11 protein-coding genes, 1 tRNA gene and 1 pseudogene are annotated in these 16,135 nt (G+C 66.8%); 6 read left to right on the forward strand and 7 right to left on the reverse strand.

Going from position 1 to position 16,135, the window contains the following annotated elements; all coding sequences use genetic code 11:
* Window positions 1-90: 90 nt before the first annotated feature.
* Window positions 91-2,946, reverse strand: a complete 2,856-nt coding sequence (gene ppc / locus ABS761_RS08525) for a phosphoenolpyruvate carboxylase (RefSeq protein ID WP_350407757.1) — start codon at window positions 2,944-2,946, stop codon at window positions 91-93.
* A gap of 131 nt (window positions 2,947-3,077) precedes the next feature.
* Between ppc and ilvD (ABS761_RS08530) the strand changes: the two genes are divergently transcribed.
* The gene (gene ilvD / locus ABS761_RS08530; RefSeq protein ID WP_350407758.1) at window positions 3,078-4,937 is read left to right on the forward strand and encodes a dihydroxy-acid dehydratase; all 1,860 of its coding nucleotides are present in this window, start codon (window positions 3,078-3,080) and stop codon (window positions 4,935-4,937) included.
* Between the two features lie 68 nt (window positions 4,938-5,005).
* Here the strand turns inward: ilvD (ABS761_RS08530) and ABS761_RS08535 are convergent, their stop codons facing one another.
* Window positions 5,006-5,773, reverse strand: coding sequence for an SDR family oxidoreductase (locus ABS761_RS08535; RefSeq protein WP_350407760.1), 768 nt, complete (start codon window positions 5,771-5,773; stop codon window positions 5,006-5,008).
* A 296-nt stretch (window positions 5,774-6,069) separates the two neighbouring features.
* On the opposite strand from ABS761_RS08535, the gene ABS761_RS08540 reads away from it, so the two are divergent.
* The 3 genes from ABS761_RS08540 (at window position 6,070) to nadE (ending at window position 9,431) form a co-directional block, all read left to right on the forward strand.
* Window positions 6,070-6,744 carry a Crp/Fnr family transcriptional regulator gene (locus ABS761_RS08540; RefSeq protein ID WP_350407761.1) on the forward strand — a complete coding sequence of 225 codons (675 nt, stop codon included), beginning with the start codon at window positions 6,070-6,072 and terminating at the stop codon, window positions 6,742-6,744.
* A gap of 170 nt (window positions 6,745-6,914) precedes the next feature.
* Window positions 6,915-8,603, forward strand: coding sequence for a dihydroxy-acid dehydratase (gene ilvD / locus ABS761_RS08545; protein WP_350407762.1), 1,689 nt, complete (start codon window positions 6,915-6,917; stop codon window positions 8,601-8,603).
* Window positions 8,604-9,431 carry an NAD(+) synthase gene (gene nadE / locus ABS761_RS08550; protein ID WP_350407764.1) on the forward strand — a complete coding sequence of 276 codons (828 nt, stop codon included), beginning with the start codon at window positions 8,604-8,606 and terminating at the stop codon, window positions 9,429-9,431.
* 55 nt (window positions 9,432-9,486) lie between these two features.
* On the opposite strand, the gene ABS761_RS08555 is transcribed toward nadE, so the two are convergent.
* The 4 genes from ABS761_RS08555 to ABS761_RS08570 form a co-directional block, all read right to left on the reverse strand.
* On the reverse strand, window positions 9,487-9,936 hold the full coding sequence (locus ABS761_RS08555) for a PaaI family thioesterase (protein ID WP_350407765.1): 450 nt from the start codon (window positions 9,934-9,936) through the stop codon (window positions 9,487-9,489).
* 12 nt (window positions 9,937-9,948) lie between these two features.
* Entirely contained in the window at window positions 9,949-10,392 is a 444-nt protein-coding gene (locus ABS761_RS08560) for a carboxymuconolactone decarboxylase family protein (protein WP_350407766.1), read from the reverse strand.
* A 153-nt stretch (window positions 10,393-10,545) separates the two neighbouring features.
* Window positions 10,546-11,538, reverse strand: a complete 993-nt coding sequence (locus ABS761_RS08565) for an LLM class flavin-dependent oxidoreductase (RefSeq protein WP_350407768.1) — start codon at window positions 11,536-11,538, stop codon at window positions 10,546-10,548.
* Between the two features lie 149 nt (window positions 11,539-11,687).
* Window positions 11,688-13,073, reverse strand: coding sequence for an L-serine ammonia-lyase (locus ABS761_RS08570; protein WP_350407769.1), 1,386 nt, complete (start codon window positions 13,071-13,073; stop codon window positions 11,688-11,690).
* A 270-nt stretch (window positions 13,074-13,343) separates the two neighbouring features.
* Between ABS761_RS08570 and ABS761_RS08575 the strand changes: the two genes are divergently transcribed.
* Window positions 13,344-14,336 carry a GlxA family transcriptional regulator gene (locus tag ABS761_RS08575; RefSeq protein ID WP_350407771.1) on the forward strand — a complete coding sequence of 331 codons (993 nt, stop codon included), beginning with the start codon at window positions 13,344-13,346 and terminating at the stop codon, window positions 14,334-14,336.
* Between the two features lie 42 nt (window positions 14,337-14,378).
* Window positions 14,379-14,463: transfer RNA gene (locus ABS761_RS08580), tRNA-Leu, on the forward strand.
* Window positions 14,464-15,091: 628 nt separating this feature from the next.
* Here ABS761_RS08580 and tnpC read toward each other — a convergent pair.
* Window positions 15,092-16,057: pseudogene (gene tnpC / locus ABS761_RS08585) on the reverse strand (IS66 family transposase); the annotation flags it as partial.
* Between the last annotated feature and the right edge of the window lie 78 nt (window positions 16,058-16,135).

The raw sequence follows: 16,135 nt of genomic DNA on the forward strand, positions 1-16,135 counted from the left end.
AGGTGGGGCATCTCCCCCACCTCGCGGCTTGCATGCCGCTCGGATTCGACCGGCACACAAAGGTCCACAGGGACCTTTGTGTGTCCGGTCTCATCCCGAATTTCGCAGGCCGGCGGCTATGCCGTTGATGGTCATGTGGATGGCGCGCTGGCTGCGGGTTTCCTCTTCGTCGCCTCGGCGTGCCGCGTTTTGTCCGGCGCGATGGCGGCGCAGCAGCTCGACCTGGAGGCGGTTGAGGGGGTCGATGTAGGCAAAGCGCTCGCTGAGCGCGGCGGACAATTGTTCGTCGCGGGCCAGCAGCTCATGCCCAGCCGCCGCGCGGAAGGCCTCGAGCGCGGCGTGGTACTCGGCTTCGATGCGGCCGAAGATCCGCTTGCGCAGCGCCTTGTCAGGCACCAGATCGGCGTAGGCGCGGCCAATGGCGAGGTCGGTCTTGGCCAGGACCTGCTCCATGTTCGACAGCAGGGTGCGAAAGAACGGCCAGTCTCGTGCCATGGCCCGCAGGGTGTCCAGGCGCGCCTCGGGCGTGGCCGCGGCGTCGGGCCCCCCCTCTCGCAGATAACGGCCCATGGCCGCGCCCATGCCAAACCAGCCCGGCAGCGGGAGGCGGCACTGGGCCCAGGAAAATCCCCAGGGAATGGCACGCAGGTCCTCGATGCGCTGACTGGCTTTGCGCGCAGCCGGGCGCGAGCCGATGTTCAGGCCGGCGATCTCGCGGATCGGGGTGGATTCAAAGAAATAGTCTGTGAAGCCCTCGGTGCCGTACACCAGGTCGCGGTAGGCTTCTTGCGCAACCTGTGACATCCACTCCATGGCCTGGCCATATCGGGCCATATTGTCGTCCTCGGTGCGCGCCGCGGGATGCTGGGGCGCCAGACTGGCCTCGAGAGTGGCCGCAACGAACAGCTCGAGGTGCCAGCGGCCGACCTCCGCATCCTTGTAGCGCCCCTGGATGATCTCGCCCTGCTCGGTGAGCCGGATCTGGCCGTTGACCGTGCCGGGAGGCTGGGCCAGGATGGCCTCGAAGCTGGAGCCGCCGCCACGGCCCACCGAGCCTCCGCGGCCATGAAACAGGCGCAGGCGGGTGCGGTGTTTTTTAAAGACCTCGACGAGCTGGCGCTCGGCGCGGTACAGGGACCAGTTCGACGTCAGGTAACCGCCGTCCTTGTTGCTGTCGGAATAGCCCAGCATGACCTCCTGGATGCCGTCCTGCGCGTGACGCACACGGGCGGCCACTTCGGGCAGCGAAAGCCATCGGTCCATGATGTCCGGGCCGCGCTCGAGGTCGGGGATGGTCTCGAACAGTGGCACCACCATGAGACCGGCGCGTGGTGGGGATTCGCCGACCGTTGGGGCGATCAGGCCAGTCTCCTGCTGCAGCACCAGGACCTCGAGCAAGTCGCTGAGGGTCTCGGTGTGCGACACGATGCTCTGGCGGATGGCGCCCTCGCCAAAGCGTTCGCGGCATGAGGCGGCCGTTCGCAGAATGGCCAATTCCTTACGGGTCTCGGCCGAGTACTCAAGCCAGGGTGAGACCATGGGGCGCGGCTCGCGCAGTTCCTGGCGCAGCACGCGCACCCGGTCGGCCTCGGACAGGCGGGCGTAGCGCACCGGCTTGCCCTCGAGGGTGACCTTGGCTTGGCGCATCAGTTCGTCGAGCACCCGTTCGTGCACGTCCGAGCTCTGGCGCAGGTCCACGGTCGCCAGGTGGAAGCCGAAGATCTCGGTCGCCTGGATCAGGTGCGTCAGGCGCAGCCGGGCGATCGATGCGCCGTGGTGCGCATCCAGCGAACCGGCGATGGCGCGCAGGTCCGCGCCGAACTCGGACACCGAGGCGTAGGCCGGGGCCTCGTAGGTATTGCGCCGCGCCAGCCGGCGGCCGGTCAGGGCCTGGGCCGTCGCCGCCAGGCGCGCATAGAGGTGGATGCAGGCGCGGCGGTAGGGTTCGTCGAGGCGGTGCGGTGATGGATCCTGGCTGCGCGCCGCGAGCTCGGCAAGCTCGGGCGTGACGCGTGCCAGCGATTGCGACATGGACAGCTCGGCGCCCAGCGCCTGCATCTCGGTGAGGTAGTGGCGCAGGACGTGCGCGCATTGGCGCAGCACGGCCTGCTCGAGGGTGGCGGCGTTCACGTTCGGGTTGCCGTCGCGATCGCCGCCGATCCAGCTTCCCATGGAGGCGAACGGCGGCAGCGGCGCGTCGTCCGCGTCGAACGGCGAGCGCGCGGGCTTGGCCAGCAGCGCGGCCATGTCCAGATGGAGCTGCGGCAGGATGCTGAAGAACGTGCTGGTGTAGTAGCTCAAGGCGTTGTCGATCTCGTCGAGGACCGTGAGTTTTTGCTGGCGCAGCATGCGTGTTTGCCACAGCGCGGCGACCAGGCCCGAGAGCTGCCGATGCAGGCGCACCGATTCCGATGTGCTCAGGGTGCCGTCCATCTGTCGCAGGCAGTGCGCAATCGCCTGATGCAGGTCCAGCGTGCTCTTTCTCTGGACCTCGGTCGGGTGCGCCGTCAGAACGGGCGAGATGCAGGCCGCGGCCAGGTAGCGGCGGATGCGCGGGCCGGTGTGGCCGCGCGCCCGCAGCAGGCCGATCGCGTGCTCGAGGCTGCCCGCGGCGGGCTTGTCGTCGGCCAGCAGTTGCTGGCGTTGGCGGCGAGTCTGGTCGCGGTCCTCGGCAATATTCGAGAGGTGCAGGAAATAGCTGAAGGCGCGCGCCACCAGGTTGGATTCGCCATCGGCCAGGCGGCGGATCTGGCGCTCGAGCAGGCGGCTGTCGCGCGCCTCACCCTCGCGGCGGAACTTGACCGCCGTGCGGCGTAGTTTCTCGATGACGTCGTAGACCGGCCGGCCCTCGCACTCGCGCACCACCTCGCCCAAGGTCCTGCCCAGCAGCCGGATGTCCTTGCGTAGCGGCGAGGCGGGTTCATGTGATGCGGCGGCTGGTTTCACGGTGGCTCCATCAATGTCAACAAGAAGGTCCGGCGCGCGTGCGGCCCGCCAGGCGGTCGATCCAGGGAATTTGTAGGACAGCGGAAGGGTTTATGATAAGCGCTTTTCTCAACCCACTCCCAGGATTTCCCATGCCGCAATACCGTTCGCGCACCTCGACGGCGGGCCGCAACATGGCCGGCGCGCGCGCCCTTTGGCGCGCCACCGGCATGAAGGACGGCGACTTCGAGAAACCCATCATCGCCGTCGTGAACTCGTTCACCCAGTTCGTGCCCGGCCACGTCCACCTGAAGGATATGGGGCAGCTCGTCGCGCGCCAGATCGAGGCGGCCGGCGGTGTGGCCAAGGAATTCAACACCATCGCCGTGGATGACGGCATCGCCATGGGACATGGCGGGATGCTGTATTCGCTGCCCTCGCGCGAGCTGATCGCCGACTCGGTCGAGTACATGGTCAACGCACATTGCGCCGATGCCATGGTGTGCATCTCGAACTGCGACAAGATCACCCCGGGTATGTTGATGGCGGCGATGCGCCTGAACATCCCGACGGTGTTCGTCTCGGGCGGCCCCATGGAGGCCGGCAAAGTCATCGCCAAGGACGGCAAGACCGTCGTGCGCAAGCTCGACCTGGTCGATGCCATGATCGAGGCGGCCGACCCCAACATCAGCGATGAGCAGGCCGAGACCGTCGAGCGCAGCGCCTGTCCGACCTGCGGGTCCTGTTCGGGCATGTTCACCGCGAACTCGATGAACTGCCTGACCGAGGCGCTGGGCTTGGCCCTGCCGGGCAACGGCACGGTGGTCGCCACGCATGCGCGGCGCAAGGGCCTGTTCGAGCTGGCCGGCAGCCTGATCGTGCAATTGTGCAAGCGCTGGTACGAGCAGGACGACGCCTCGGTCCTGCCGCGCAGCATCGCGACCTTCGAGGCTTTCGGCAACGCCATGGCCCTGGACGTGGCCATGGGCGGGTCGACCAATACGGTGCTGCACCTGCTGGCGGCGGCCCAGGAGGCCGGCGTACCGTTCACCATGGCCGATATCGACCGCATCTCGCGGCGCGTGCCCTGCCTGTGCAAGGTGGCGCCCGCCACTCAGACCTATCACGTCGAGGACGTGCATCGCGCCGGCGGCATCATGGCCATTCTCGCGGAGCTCGCCCGCGCCGGTCTGCTGGACCTGGACGTGGGCAATGTGCACGCGGGGACTCTGGGCGAAGCCATCCGGCGCTGGGACGTGCTCGGGGAGCATGGCGCGTCGGTGGCCGATTTCTACCGCGCGGCGCCCGGCGGCGTGCCCACCCAGGTCGCCTTCAGCCAGGACCGCTACTACGAGGACCTGGACCTCGACCGCGAGTCGGGCTGCATCCGTAGCCAGGCCCACGCCTATTCCCAGGATGGCGGCCTGGCGGTGCTCTACGGCAATCTGGCGCCCAATGGTTGCATCGTCAAGACCGCCGGGGTCGACGACAGCATCCTGACGTTCACCGGTCGCGCCCGCGTCTACGAGAGCCAGGAGGATTCCGTGCAGGGCATCCTGGGCGGCGAGGTCAAGACGGGCGACGTGGTCATCATCCGCTACGAGGGTCCCAAGGGGGGGCCGGGCATGCAGGAAATGCTGTATCCGACCTCCTATCTGAAATCCATGGGCCTGGGCAAATCCACGGCGCTGCTGACCGATGGCCGGTTCTCGGGCGGATCATCCGGCCTGGTGATCGGCCATGCCTCGCCCGAGGCGGCCGAGGGCGGCAACATCGCCCTGGTCGAGGATGGCGACCCGATCGAGATCGACATTCCCAATCGCCGCATCCGCCTGGCGATTCCGGATGAGGAACTGTCGGCGCGGCGAGCCGCCATGCAGGCGCGCGGCGATCGGGCCTGGCAGCCCGTCGATCGCCAGCGCGAGGTCTCGCAGGCCCTGCGTGCCTACGCGGCCCTGGCAACCTCGGCCGACCGTGGCGCGGTGCGCGACGTGGGGCAGTTGCGGGGCTGAGGCCGTGCTCGGCCGCTGCCGGCCGGCTCTTGCGGGATGCAGGACCGGCAGGAATCCCGTGCCTGCTGCTATAGCCCGCCCGCGCAGGCGACAGTGGTGCCAGTGATGTACGAGGCGGCGGGCGAGAGCAGCCAGGCGATGGCCTCAGCGACCTCGTTGGGCTCGGCGGGCCGGCCCAGCGGAATTCTAAGCGCCGCGCGGGCGGGGCGGTCGGGCTCGCCCCCTGCGGCGTGAATGTCGGTGAGCGTGCTGCCCGGCGCCAGGCCGCATACACGAATGCCTTGGGCGGCGACCTCGCGGGCCAGACCCAGGGTGAAGGCGTCCAGGGCGGCCTTGCTGGCCGCATAGTGCACATAAACCTCAGGGCTGCCGGTACGTGCCGCCACCGAGGACACGTTCACGATCACGCCGCGCGTGCCGTGGCGCTGGAAATTCGCCAGAGCCTCGCGGGCGCACTGCATCGCGCCCAGCACATTGGTGCGGAAGACCTGTTCGATAGTGTCGTCCGTCGTCCGGGAAAACGGGCCGATCGGCCCAGTGATGCCGGCGTTGTTGACCAGGCCGTACAGCGCCCCGGCCTCGGCCTCGGCCTGCTCGAACAGGCGCTGGACCTCCTCGGGCCGGCCGACATCGGCCTGGATGATGTACGCCTTGCGCCCCAGGGTGCGGATGTCGCCGGCGACGGCCTCGGCCGCGCGGGCATCGCGCACGTAGTTGACGACGATATCCCGGCCCGCGCGGGCCAAGGTGAGCGCGGTGGCCGCGCCGATGCCGCGGCTGGCACCGGTGATGAGAACGGCGCCTGGGGAGGCGCCTCGGCTGGGCTGATTTTCCATGATTGCTCCTGGTGTGGCGGTGTTGCCGCCTCCGGACCGGGTGTGTCTGGCGGGGCGGGGGCATGGAGTCATTATGCCCGGATTGGACGGGGGCGCGAGACCTATGCGTCGGCGCCACGGGCGATCCGGGCGATGTGGGTCCGCCGCTGGATGGAGAGGGCGATGGCAGGCGCGCGGGCGTTATGATTAGAGGGGTTTCTTTCATATGTCGTTAATAAGAATTATTATCAATCATGTGACTCCCGTTGGCTTCGAGACGATACCAATGACTCTTGTCAATCTTTCAGGAGGTTTCCATGGCCCAGGTGCTGGACCATCGCCTGTTCCAGGGGGCGCCGGACGAGGTGGCGTCGCTGCTGATGCGCGATGCCGCCACCCTGCACGCCCAGCCGCGCGAGATGCTGTTCGAGGAAGGGGCGCCGGCGGTGGAATACCTCTATGTCGAAAAGGGCCAGGTCGAGGTCCTGCGCCACACTCAGGACGGGCAGGAACGCGTCTTCCATATCTTTGACACCGGTCAGATGCTGGCCGAGACCGCCATGTTCATGAGCCATGGGCGCTATCCCATGTGTGCGCGCGCGCATGGCGACGCGGTGGTGCTGTTTCTCAAGCGCGACGGCTTGCTGGCCGCCTGCCGCGCCTGGCCTGAACTCTCGATGCGCCTGCTCCAGCGCCTGAGCGATCGGGTCTACCAGCGGGTCAATGAGGTGGAGTGGTTCAGCGACAGCACCGCCGCCCAGCGCCTGGCCGCCTATTTGCTGGGCCTGCGGGCCCGGATGGGGGACCGCGTCCGCCTGCCCCTGACCCAGCGCCAATTGGCCGCCCACCTCGGTATCCGGGCCGAGACCCTCAGCCGGCTGCTGGCCGAATGGTCGGCGCAGTCGCGCGTCGTGGGCGCGCGCCGCGACTGGGAGCTGTGCGACATGGCCTTTCTCGAGGACCTGTCACAGGCCGCCCGCAGGGGTTTTTGAGGCGCCCGCGCCCGCCCTGGCGGCCATATCCGCGTCAAAACCCGCAAGGGGCGCATGTGCTCACTACGCAACCGAGCGTTCTGGCCGTACACTGAAAAGCTGTCATCTGATGGGCCCGCCGGCTTCAGCGGGCCGCCAGCCACCTAGACTTAGATCACTGAGGACCCACCATGACCCGACGCCTGCGTTCCGCCAACATCACTCAGGGCGTGGCCCGTGCGCCGAACCGTTCCATGTTCTACGCCCTGGGCTACACCGAGGCGGATTTCGACAAACCCATGATCGGCATCGCCAATGGCCAGAGCACGATCACGCCCTGTAACAGCGGGCTGCAGCCGTTGGCCGACGCGGCCGCCGAGGCGATCAAGGCCTCGGGCGGCAATCCCCAGATGTTCGGCACGCCGACGATCTCGGACGGTATGGCCATGGGCACCGAGGGCATGAAATATTCCCTGATTTCGCGCGAGGTCATCGCCGACTGCGTCGAGACCTGCGTGCAGGGCCAGTGGATGGACGGGGCGCTGGTGATCGGCGGCTGCGACAAGAACATGCCCGGCGGCATGATGGGCATGCTGCGCGCCAACGTCCCCTCCATCTACGTCTATGGCGGCACCATCCTCGCCGGACATCTGGACGGGCGCGATCTGAACATCGTCAGCGTGTTCGAGGCGGTGGGCGAGCACGCGGCCGGCCGCTTGACCAACGAGGAACTGCACGCCGTCGAGACCCACGCCATCCCGTGCAGCGGGTCCTGCGGCGGCATGTACACCGCCAACACCATGAGCTCATCCTTCGAGGCCCTGGGCATGAGCCTGCCGTACTCCTCGACCATGGCCAACGTCCACCAGGAAAAACTGGAATCGGCCGCGGAGTCGGCGCGCGTGCTGCTGAAGGCGATCGAGCTCGATCTCAAGCCTCGCGATATCGTCACGCGCCGTTCGATCGAGAATGCCGTGGCCGTGGTCATGGCCACGGGCGGCTCGACCAACGCCGTGCTGCACATCCTGGCCATCGCCCACGCCGCGGGGGTGGAGTGGACCATCGACGACTTCGAGCGCGTGCGTCGCCGCGTGCCGGTGATCTGCGACCTCAAGCCTAGCGGCAAGTACCTGGTGGTCGATTTCCACAAGGCCGGCGGCGTTCCCCAGGTGATGAGGCTGCTGCTGAACGCAGGCCTGTTGCATGGCGACTGCATCACTATCACTGGGCAGACCATCGCCGAGGTCCTGGCCGGGGTGCCTGACGTTCCCGATCCCGGCCAGGACGTGATCCGTCCTCTCGACCAGGCGCTATACCCCGAGGGCCATCTGGCCATTCTCAAGGGCAACCTCGCCACCGACGGCGCGGTCGCCAAGATCACCGGCCTCAAGAATCCCGTGATCACCGGGCCGGCACGGGTGTTCGACGACGAGCCCGCGGCGATGGACGCCATTCTCGAGGGCCGCATCAAGGCGGGCGATGTCATGGTGCTGCGCTATCTCGGCCCCAAGGGCGGCCCCGGCATGCCGGAAATGCTTGCGCCCACCAGCGCGCTGATCGGTGAGGGTCTGGGCGACTCCGTCGGCTTGATCACCGATGGCCGGTTCTCGGGCGGCACCTGGGGCATGGTGGTCGGCCACGTTTCTCCCGAGGCCGCTGTCGGCGGCACCATCGCATTGGTCGAGGAGGGCGACTCCATCACGATCGATGCGCACCGGCAGTTGCTGCAACTGAACGTCGAGGACAGCGTGCTGGCCACCCGTCGTGCCGCCTGGCGGGCGCCCAAGCCGCGCAGCTTCCGCGGCGTGCAGGCCAAGTTCGCCTTCAATTGCTCGGACGCCAGCACCGGCGCCGTGCTGGATCGATTCGAGGACCACTGAATGACGCCGGAACAACGCGCCTTGCAGCAGCGGATCCGCCGCGATCTGGGCATGGCCGATGCTTTCGACGTCCAGGCCGAGATCGAGCGGCGTGTGGAGTTCCTGGCCGCGCAGTTGCGCGTCTCGGGCATGCGAGGCCTGGTGCTGGGCATCAGCGGCGGCGTCGATTCCCTGGCCGCGGGCTGCCTGTCACAGCGCGCTGTCGAGCGCATCCGCGCCGAGGGTGGCGACGCCCGCTTCACGGCCATGCGCCTGCCCTACGGGGTGCAGCTCGATGAGGCCGACGCTCAGGCGGGCCTGGGGGTCATCGCGCCCGACGAGATGCTGACCGTGGACGTCAAGCCGGCCTCGGACGCCATGCTGGACAGCCTCCTGGGGGCCGGCCAGGCCTTCCGCGACGCGGCGCAGCAGGACTTTCTGCATGGCAACATCAAGGCGCGCCAGCGCATGATTGCCCAATATGCGGTGGCGGGCGCGCGCGGCGCCCTGGTGGTCGGCACGGATCACGCCGCAGAGGCGCTGATGGGGTTCTTTACCAAGTTCGGCGACGGCGCGGCCGATCTCACGCCACTGGCGGGCCTGAACAAGCGTCGCGTGCGTGCCCTGGCCGCGGCCATGGGCGCCCCCGATCGCCTGGTCCACAAGGTGCCGACCGCCGATCTCGAGCTGCTCGCGCCCCTCAAGCCGGACGAGGAGGCCTTCGGGGTCGGCTATGAGTTGATCGACGATTTTCTCGAGGGCCGCGACGTCCCGGACGATGCCTACGATGTCATCGTGTCAGTCTACCGGCGCTCGGCCCACAAGCGCGCGCTGCCGGTCGCGCCCTGAGGCCGGGGGCTTCAGGGCCCGGCGGCCTCGTGTCCGGCGCGTGGCGGCGGCTGGATCATTTTTCTGAAATGCTCATCAGCGTCTGTTGCATCAGGGCGACCGGGGTCTTTTCGCCCAGCTCGACCGCGTAGACGTCCACCTGCGCCACCAATAGCGTGCGCCCCGCGCGGATCACCCGGCCGACGGCCTCGAGCGACTCGCCCTGCGCCGGGGCCATCAGATTGATCTTGAATTCCACCGAGAGCACCGTGTGCCCTGGCGGCACCATCGTCAGCGCCGCGAAACCGCCCGCCGTATCCGCGATGGACGTGGTTGCGCCCGCGTGAAAAAAGCCCAGATGCTGGGTGAGCTCGGCGCCGTAGGGCAGATGGATGTGGACGCGGCCCGGCGCGACCTCGCCCAGGTGCGCACCCAGGTGGCGCAGCAGCCCCGAGCGCTCGAAGCTGGACTGTATGCGGGCCTGCAACTCGTCGCGGGTCGCGGAGGGGGCGGGGTTTTCGTTCATGGGCGGGGCGAATCAGGACTTGGGGTGCTGGGAGCGGAAGCCGATCGCGAGCCGGTTCCAGGCATTGATGGTCGTGATCAAGAGGGTCAGGGCGACGATCTGCTTGTCCGAGAAATGCTCGCGCAGGCCATCATAGTCCGCATCCGGCGCGCCGGTCTGCGCCACCAACGTCAGCGCCTCGGTCCAGGCCAGGGCCGCGCGCTCGGCGGGCGTATAGAGGCTGGACTCGCGCCAGGCGTTCAGCAGGTACAGCCGCATCTCGGTTTCCCCCATTTTGCGCGCATCCGTGGTGTGCATGTGCAGGCAATAGGCGCAGCCGTTGATCTGTGAGGCGCGTGTCTTGACCAGCTCGTACAGCAGCGGGTCCAGGCCCGCGCCCTTGACCGTCTTTTCCATGTGCAGCATCCCTTCCATGAGTTCGGGGGCCGCTTTGAAATAGTCCATTCTCGCTTGCATGTCGAATCCTTTTTCGGTGAACGGGGGCTCGCATGGTGCGCCGCCGGGACATCCCGTGCGGGCGCGGGCCCCATCCATTCATTTATACCGCCATCCGCGCGCGGGGCGCTGGAATCCCGTTGCCGCGTACGGGTGTTCGCCGGGGTGGCGGGATCATGCCGCCGGCGTGGAAGCCTCGAGCAAGCCCGCCGCAATCTCGTAGGACCGCAGGCGCGCCGCGTGCTCGTACATATTGCAGGTTAGCATCAGCTCGTCGGCACCCGTGCGGGCGATGAATGCGCGGACCTGGTCGGCCACCGTGCCTGGCGCCCCGATGGCCACGCACGACAGCACGTGATCCAGCAGCTCGCGGCCTCGCGGGGGCAGCGCCTCGACATAGCCCTCGACCGGCGGCGGCAGGCGCCCGGGTCGGCCGGTGCGCAGGTTCACGAACGACTGCTGCCAGGATGTGGCGAGGTAGTGGGCCTCGGCGTCAGTGTCGGCGGCGAACACGTTGAAGCCCAGCATCACGTAGGGCTTGTCCAGATGGCGCGAGGGTTTGAAGCGCGCGCGGTACAGGGCAATCGCGTCCATCATCTGGGCGGGCGCGAAATGCGAGGCAAAGGCATAGGGCAGACCCAGCATCGCCGCGAGCTGTGCGCCGAACAGGCTCGACCCCAGGATCCAGATCGGGATCTCGTGACCATCGCCCGGTACGGCCCGCACGGGTGCCTGGCCCTCGAAATACGCCATGAGCTCCATCACGTCGCGCGGGAACTCGTCCGGGTCCGTCGCCAGATTGCGGCGCAGGGCGCGCGCCGTCACCTGGTCGGAGCCCGGTGCGCGGCCCAGCCCCAAGTCGATGCGACCGGGATAGAGCGCGTCGAGCGTGCCGAACTGCTCGGCGATCACCAGCGGCGAATGGTTGGGCAGCATGATGCCGCCCGCGCCCACGCGGATGCGCGAGGTGGCGCCGGCGACATGGCCGATGAGCACCGAGGTCGCGGCGCTGGCGATGCCGGGCATGCCGTGATGCTCGGCCAGCCAGTAGCGTGTATAGCCCCAGCGCTCGGCGTGCCGCGCGAGATCGGCGGTATGGGCGAACGACTCGGCCGCCGAACCCTCCTGGGTGATGGGCGACAGGTCGAGGACGGAAAGTGGGATCATCGCAATCGGGGATGGGCGCCGCCAAATAGTGGCAGACCCCTGGTTTCCCCGCCATAAAACACAATCCGCCCAGTGTAATGCCTCTCGTGCCCCTATGCCGGGGGCGGTCTCCTGAGGCGCCGCCCCTCACCTCATGTGCCGCCGGGGCGTCAGCACTCCACCACGTTCACCGCCAAGCCGCCGCGCGAGGTCTCCTTGTATTTCGAGCGCATATCCGCGCCGGTCTGGCGCATCGTCTCGATCACCATGTCCAGCGAGACGTGGTGCTTGCCATCGCCGTGCAGCGCCAGGCGCGAGGCATTGATCGCCTTGTTTCCGCCCATCGCATTGCGCTCGATGCAGGGAATCTGCACCAGGCCACCCACCGGATCGCAGGTCAGCCCCAGATTGTGCTCCATCCCGATCTCGGCGGCGTTCTCGACCTGATCGACCGTGCCGCCCATCACCGCCGTCAGGCCCGCCGCCGCCATCGAACAGGCCACCCCGACCTCGCCCTGGCAGCCGACCTCGGCGCCTGAGATCGAGGCGTTTTCCTTGTACAGGAAGCCGATGGCCGCCGCCGTCAACAGGAAATCCACCACCCCTTCCTCGGACCAGTCGGTAATGAACGTCCGGTAATAGCGCAGCACCGACGGCAGCAGGCCCGACGCGCCGTTGGTGGGCGCGGTGACCACCCGGCCGCTGGCCGCGTTTTCCTCATTCACCGCCATCGCAAACAGATTCACCCAGTCCATGGCGTACATCACGTCGTCGTGTTTGTGCCCGCCCCGCAGTTCTCGATAAAGCGCCGGCGCGCGGCGGCGCACCTTCAGACCGCCGGGCAACACCTCGTCCTCGACAGGCCCGTGCATTCCACACCCTCGGTCGATCGATTCGTCCATCGCCCGGGCGATGCGCAGCACCCCCGCGCGCACCTCGGCCGCCGGCAGCAGCGCCGACTCGTTGGCCATCATGAGTTGCGCGATCGTCAGGTCGTGTGTCTTGCACAGGGCCACGAGCTCGGCACCGTTCGAAAAAGGGTAGGGGATCGGATCGTGTTCGGGCACCCGTTCATCGGTCTCGATGCTGTCGAGCGCGCGGATGAACCCGCCGCCGATCGAGACATAGCGCTCGTCCAGCAGCGCCTCGCCGCCGCTGTCGCGCGCGGTGAAGCGCATCCCGTTCGGGTGTTCCGGCATCGGCTTGATCCGGTACGAGAACGCCTTGGACGCGTCGAAATCGATGCGATGGCCGCCCGATAGCGTTAGCGATTTCCGCGTCTGGACTTCGTCCATCAGCGTCGAAATCGCCGCCGGGTCCACCGTGTCCGGCGCCTCGCCCATGAGGCCCAGCATGATGCCCACATCCGTGCGGTGGCCGCGGCCCGTTTCCGCCAGCGACCCGTGCAGCTCGATCGCCACGCTCGCCACCTGGTCCAGCAGGCCGCGCGCGTGCAGATTGCGCGTGAAATTGCGCGCCGCCCGCATCGGTCCCACCGTATGCGAACTGGACGGCCCGATGCCGATCTTGAAAATGTCGAAAACCGATAAGGCCATGATGTGCCTCCAAACCCGTATTCGTGGACGGCGCCGCGATCGCGGCGCCCCTTTTGCGTCGTGTCCCATGGATATACATCCATGAAACCTATAACAATGATTCTAGGGCTTGCATCATTTTCCGATTGAATAATTACGACATTCAAAAGGAATGAATAGACCTCCCTCGCTCAGGGTAGGGTTTCAACGTGTTTTCCTGTGTTTTCGCAATGGATTTCGATTTATGATTCATAGCGTCATAAATGATGATTTTGATAGAATAATGACGTCATGAAGACAGTGCCCACCCGATTCGGCTTCATCCTCCTGCCGCAGTTCACCATGACGGCATTCGCCGGCCTGCTGGACGTCCTGCGCCTGTCAGCGGACGAGGGTGACCTCAGCCGCCCGCTGCGCTGCACCTGGGAGGTCATCGCCGAAACCCTCCTGCCCGTGCGCTCCAGCAGCGGCGTGCAGGTCGTGCCCACCGACCTCCTGGGCGATCCCGGGCGCTTCGACTACATCGTCGTGGTCGGCGGGCAATGGCATGCGCGCCGGTCCGCCAGCCCCGACATCCTCGACTATCTGCGCCGCGCCGCCCGCCTCGACTGTCACATCGTCGGCCTGTGCACCGGTGTTTTCGCCTTGGCCCAGGCCGGCGTCCTCGCCGGGCACCGCGTCTGCGTGAGCTGGTTCCACTACTGGGACTTCATCCACCAATTCCCCGCCTTCGACCCCGACGCCATCGTCGCCGACCGGCTATACGTGTTCGACCGGCGACGCATCACCTGTTCGGGCGGACCCGCATCCATCGACGTCGCCGCCCGCATCCTCAAGCGCCATCTCGATCCCGCCGACGTCGGCAAGGCCCTGCGCATCCTCCAGGTGGACGACGCCAACCACAGCCAGCCGGTCCAGCCCCTGCCGCCCGGCATACCCCCCGACGTCCCCGCCCCCGTGCGCCGCGCGGTCCTGCTCATGCAGCAACACGCCGGCCAGGCCCTGGAGCTGACCGATCTGGCCGATCGCCTCGGCCTGTCGCCGCGCCAACTGCAGCGCCTGTTCAAGCAATCCATGGGCATCAGCCCCCTGGCCTACGCCCGCAACCAGCGCCTGCGCCTGGCCGCCTGGATGCTCGAGCGCACCGGCAAGAGCATCGCCACCGTTGCGTCCGACTGTGGATTTTCCGACGCCGCGCACATGGGACGGGAGTTCCGCAAGCACCACGGCATGTCGCCCGGCGCCTGGCGCGGCCGCGCCGAGGCAGCGCAAAAGGCCGTATAATGGCGATCCTTTTCCGCTGCGATACTCGATCGTGGCGACCCTGCCCGGGTGGTGAAATTGGTAGACGCAGGGGACTCAAAATCCCCCGCCGCAAGGCGTGCCGGTTCGATTCCGGCCCCGGGCACCACTGACCCAATAGCGGCTCGCAAAGCCGCATGAATACTAGAGGGTGGTGTGTGGTAGTGATTAAATTACCACGCAGATTACCACACACTTCCGCTCATTACACAGCGCCCTTTAGCCGTGGCGGTACGCTCCGGTACAGGCGATTACAAGATGCCTGCCTGGGCTGCTGCCTTCACAGACATCCAGGTCCCCTTAATCCGCACTAGGGTTTCCCCCTCGGCTGTCGTTTGAGTCTCAAATCCTCGGGCCTTCAAGGTCTCGCTGGAGGGTGCTACATTGCTCATGTATCGCTCCACCAGAGGACGCCAGCCCGCCATGGAGTTTCCATGAAGTTGGCTCTCAAGGGCTTGCCTGAGGTGTCCTCGGTTATCCGGCTGACGCACAAACGCATAGAAGTCCTGAAGTTCTTCCGAGGATAGGCCCATCTTGCTGGTCAGGAAGTGATCTGTCTGGGCCTGATAGGCGTCCACAATAAACTGTACTCGGCCCTGCGCTTCGCTAGGTTCCATCACAGTGCTACTGGCAATGCTCTGGGCGATATCATCAGGGTAAGCATCCGGGGAACACACATTGACGAACGGCCGCGTGAGCGGCCGTCAGTTTTTTGGGGAACGAGTTAACACGGTTAACTACGCCGCTGCGTCTGGTTGCCAGCAATGCGGCAGCAACTCCTCGATCCTGTTGTTCGGATGCGTCGGCAGGCGCGTGAGCACGTCCTTCAGATAGGCATACGGATCATGCCTATTGAGGCGTGCCGACTGGATCAGGCTCATAACGGCCGCCGCCCGCTGGCCACCGCGCAGCGACCCGGCAAACAGCCAGTTCTTGCGGCCCAGTGCCACTGGTCGGATCTGGTTTTCCACCCAATTGTTGTCGATCGGGGCATCGCCATCGTCCAGGTAGCGCGTGAGCGCCTCCCAGCGTTTGAGGCTGTAATCCAGCGCTCGCGCCGTCTCCGATCCGTCGGGCACGCGCTGGCGTTGGGCGATCAGCCACTGATGCAGGGTGCTGGCGATGGGGACGGCACGTTCTTGCCGTATCCGCCTGCGCGCATCGACGGGCAGTTCTGCCACCTCGCGTTCAACCCCATACAGAGCACCGAACAACTCCAGCGCCTGAGCGGCAATCTGGCTCCGATGATTGACGTGCAACTCGTGGAACTTGCGTCGGGCATGCGCCATGCAGCCCAGCTCCGTGATGCCGGTGGCGAACCCGGCCTTGTAGCCGGAGTAATCGTCCGTGACCAGTTTGCCACGCCAGTCTTGTAAAAAGGTGCGGCAGTGCGCCCCGGCACGGCTGGGCGCGAAGTCATAGATGACCGCCCGCAGACTGTCGTAGGATGTGGGGGTATACGCCCACAGATACGCCCGCTGCGTCTTGCCCGCGCCGGGCGTGAGCATCTGCACCGGCGTCTCGTCGGCATGCAACACGGTCCTGCCCAGCATCTCGGCCCTGAGCGCCTCGACCAGGGGCTGTAGGCGCAGCCCGCACACACCGACCCAGTCGCCCAGCGTTGAGTCCGGCAGTGCCACCCCGGCACGCGCAAAGATACGCGCCTGGCGATACAGTGGCAGGTGATCCGCGTACTTGGCCACGTGTTATCGGTCGTCCAATAATCCCCCCTGAAGGTCATTAAAAATTCCCCACCTGTTTTCTGGAGACAGAGCAGATGG

Source organism: Castellaniella sp. GW247-6E4 (genome assembly GCF_040276065.1).
GTDB lineage: Bacteria > Pseudomonadota > Gammaproteobacteria > Burkholderiales > Burkholderiaceae_B > Castellaniella.

Excerpts from the sequence above, each read along its gene's own strand:
- ilvD (WP_350407758.1), top strand. The coding sequence starts at position 3,078 with ATGCCGCAATACCGTTCGCGCACCTCGACGGCGGGCCGCAACATGGCC.
- ABS761_RS08535 (WP_350407760.1), bottom strand. The coding sequence starts at position 5,773 with ATGGAAAATCAGCCCAGCCGAGGCGCCTCCCCAGGCGCCGTTCTCATC.
- ABS761_RS08540 (WP_350407761.1), top strand. The coding sequence starts at position 6,070 with ATGGCCCAGGTGCTGGACCATCGCCTGTTCCAGGGGGCGCCGGACGAG.
- ilvD (WP_350407762.1), top strand. The coding sequence starts at position 6,915 with ATGACCCGACGCCTGCGTTCCGCCAACATCACTCAGGGCGTGGCCCGT.
- nadE (WP_350407764.1), top strand. The coding sequence starts at position 8,604 with ATGACGCCGGAACAACGCGCCTTGCAGCAGCGGATCCGCCGCGATCTG.
- ABS761_RS08555 (WP_350407765.1), bottom strand. The coding sequence starts at position 9,936 with ATGAACGAAAACCCCGCCCCCTCCGCGACCCGCGACGAGTTGCAGGCC.
- ABS761_RS08560 (WP_350407766.1), bottom strand. The coding sequence starts at position 10,392 with ATGCAAGCGAGAATGGACTATTTCAAAGCGGCCCCCGAACTCATGGAA.
- ABS761_RS08565 (WP_350407768.1), bottom strand. The coding sequence starts at position 11,538 with ATGATCCCACTTTCCGTCCTCGACCTGTCGCCCATCACCCAGGAGGGT.
- ABS761_RS08570 (WP_350407769.1), bottom strand. The coding sequence starts at position 13,073 with ATGGCCTTATCGGTTTTCGACATTTTCAAGATCGGCATCGGGCCGTCC.
- ABS761_RS08575 (WP_350407771.1), top strand. The coding sequence starts at position 13,344 with ATGAAGACAGTGCCCACCCGATTCGGCTTCATCCTCCTGCCGCAGTTC.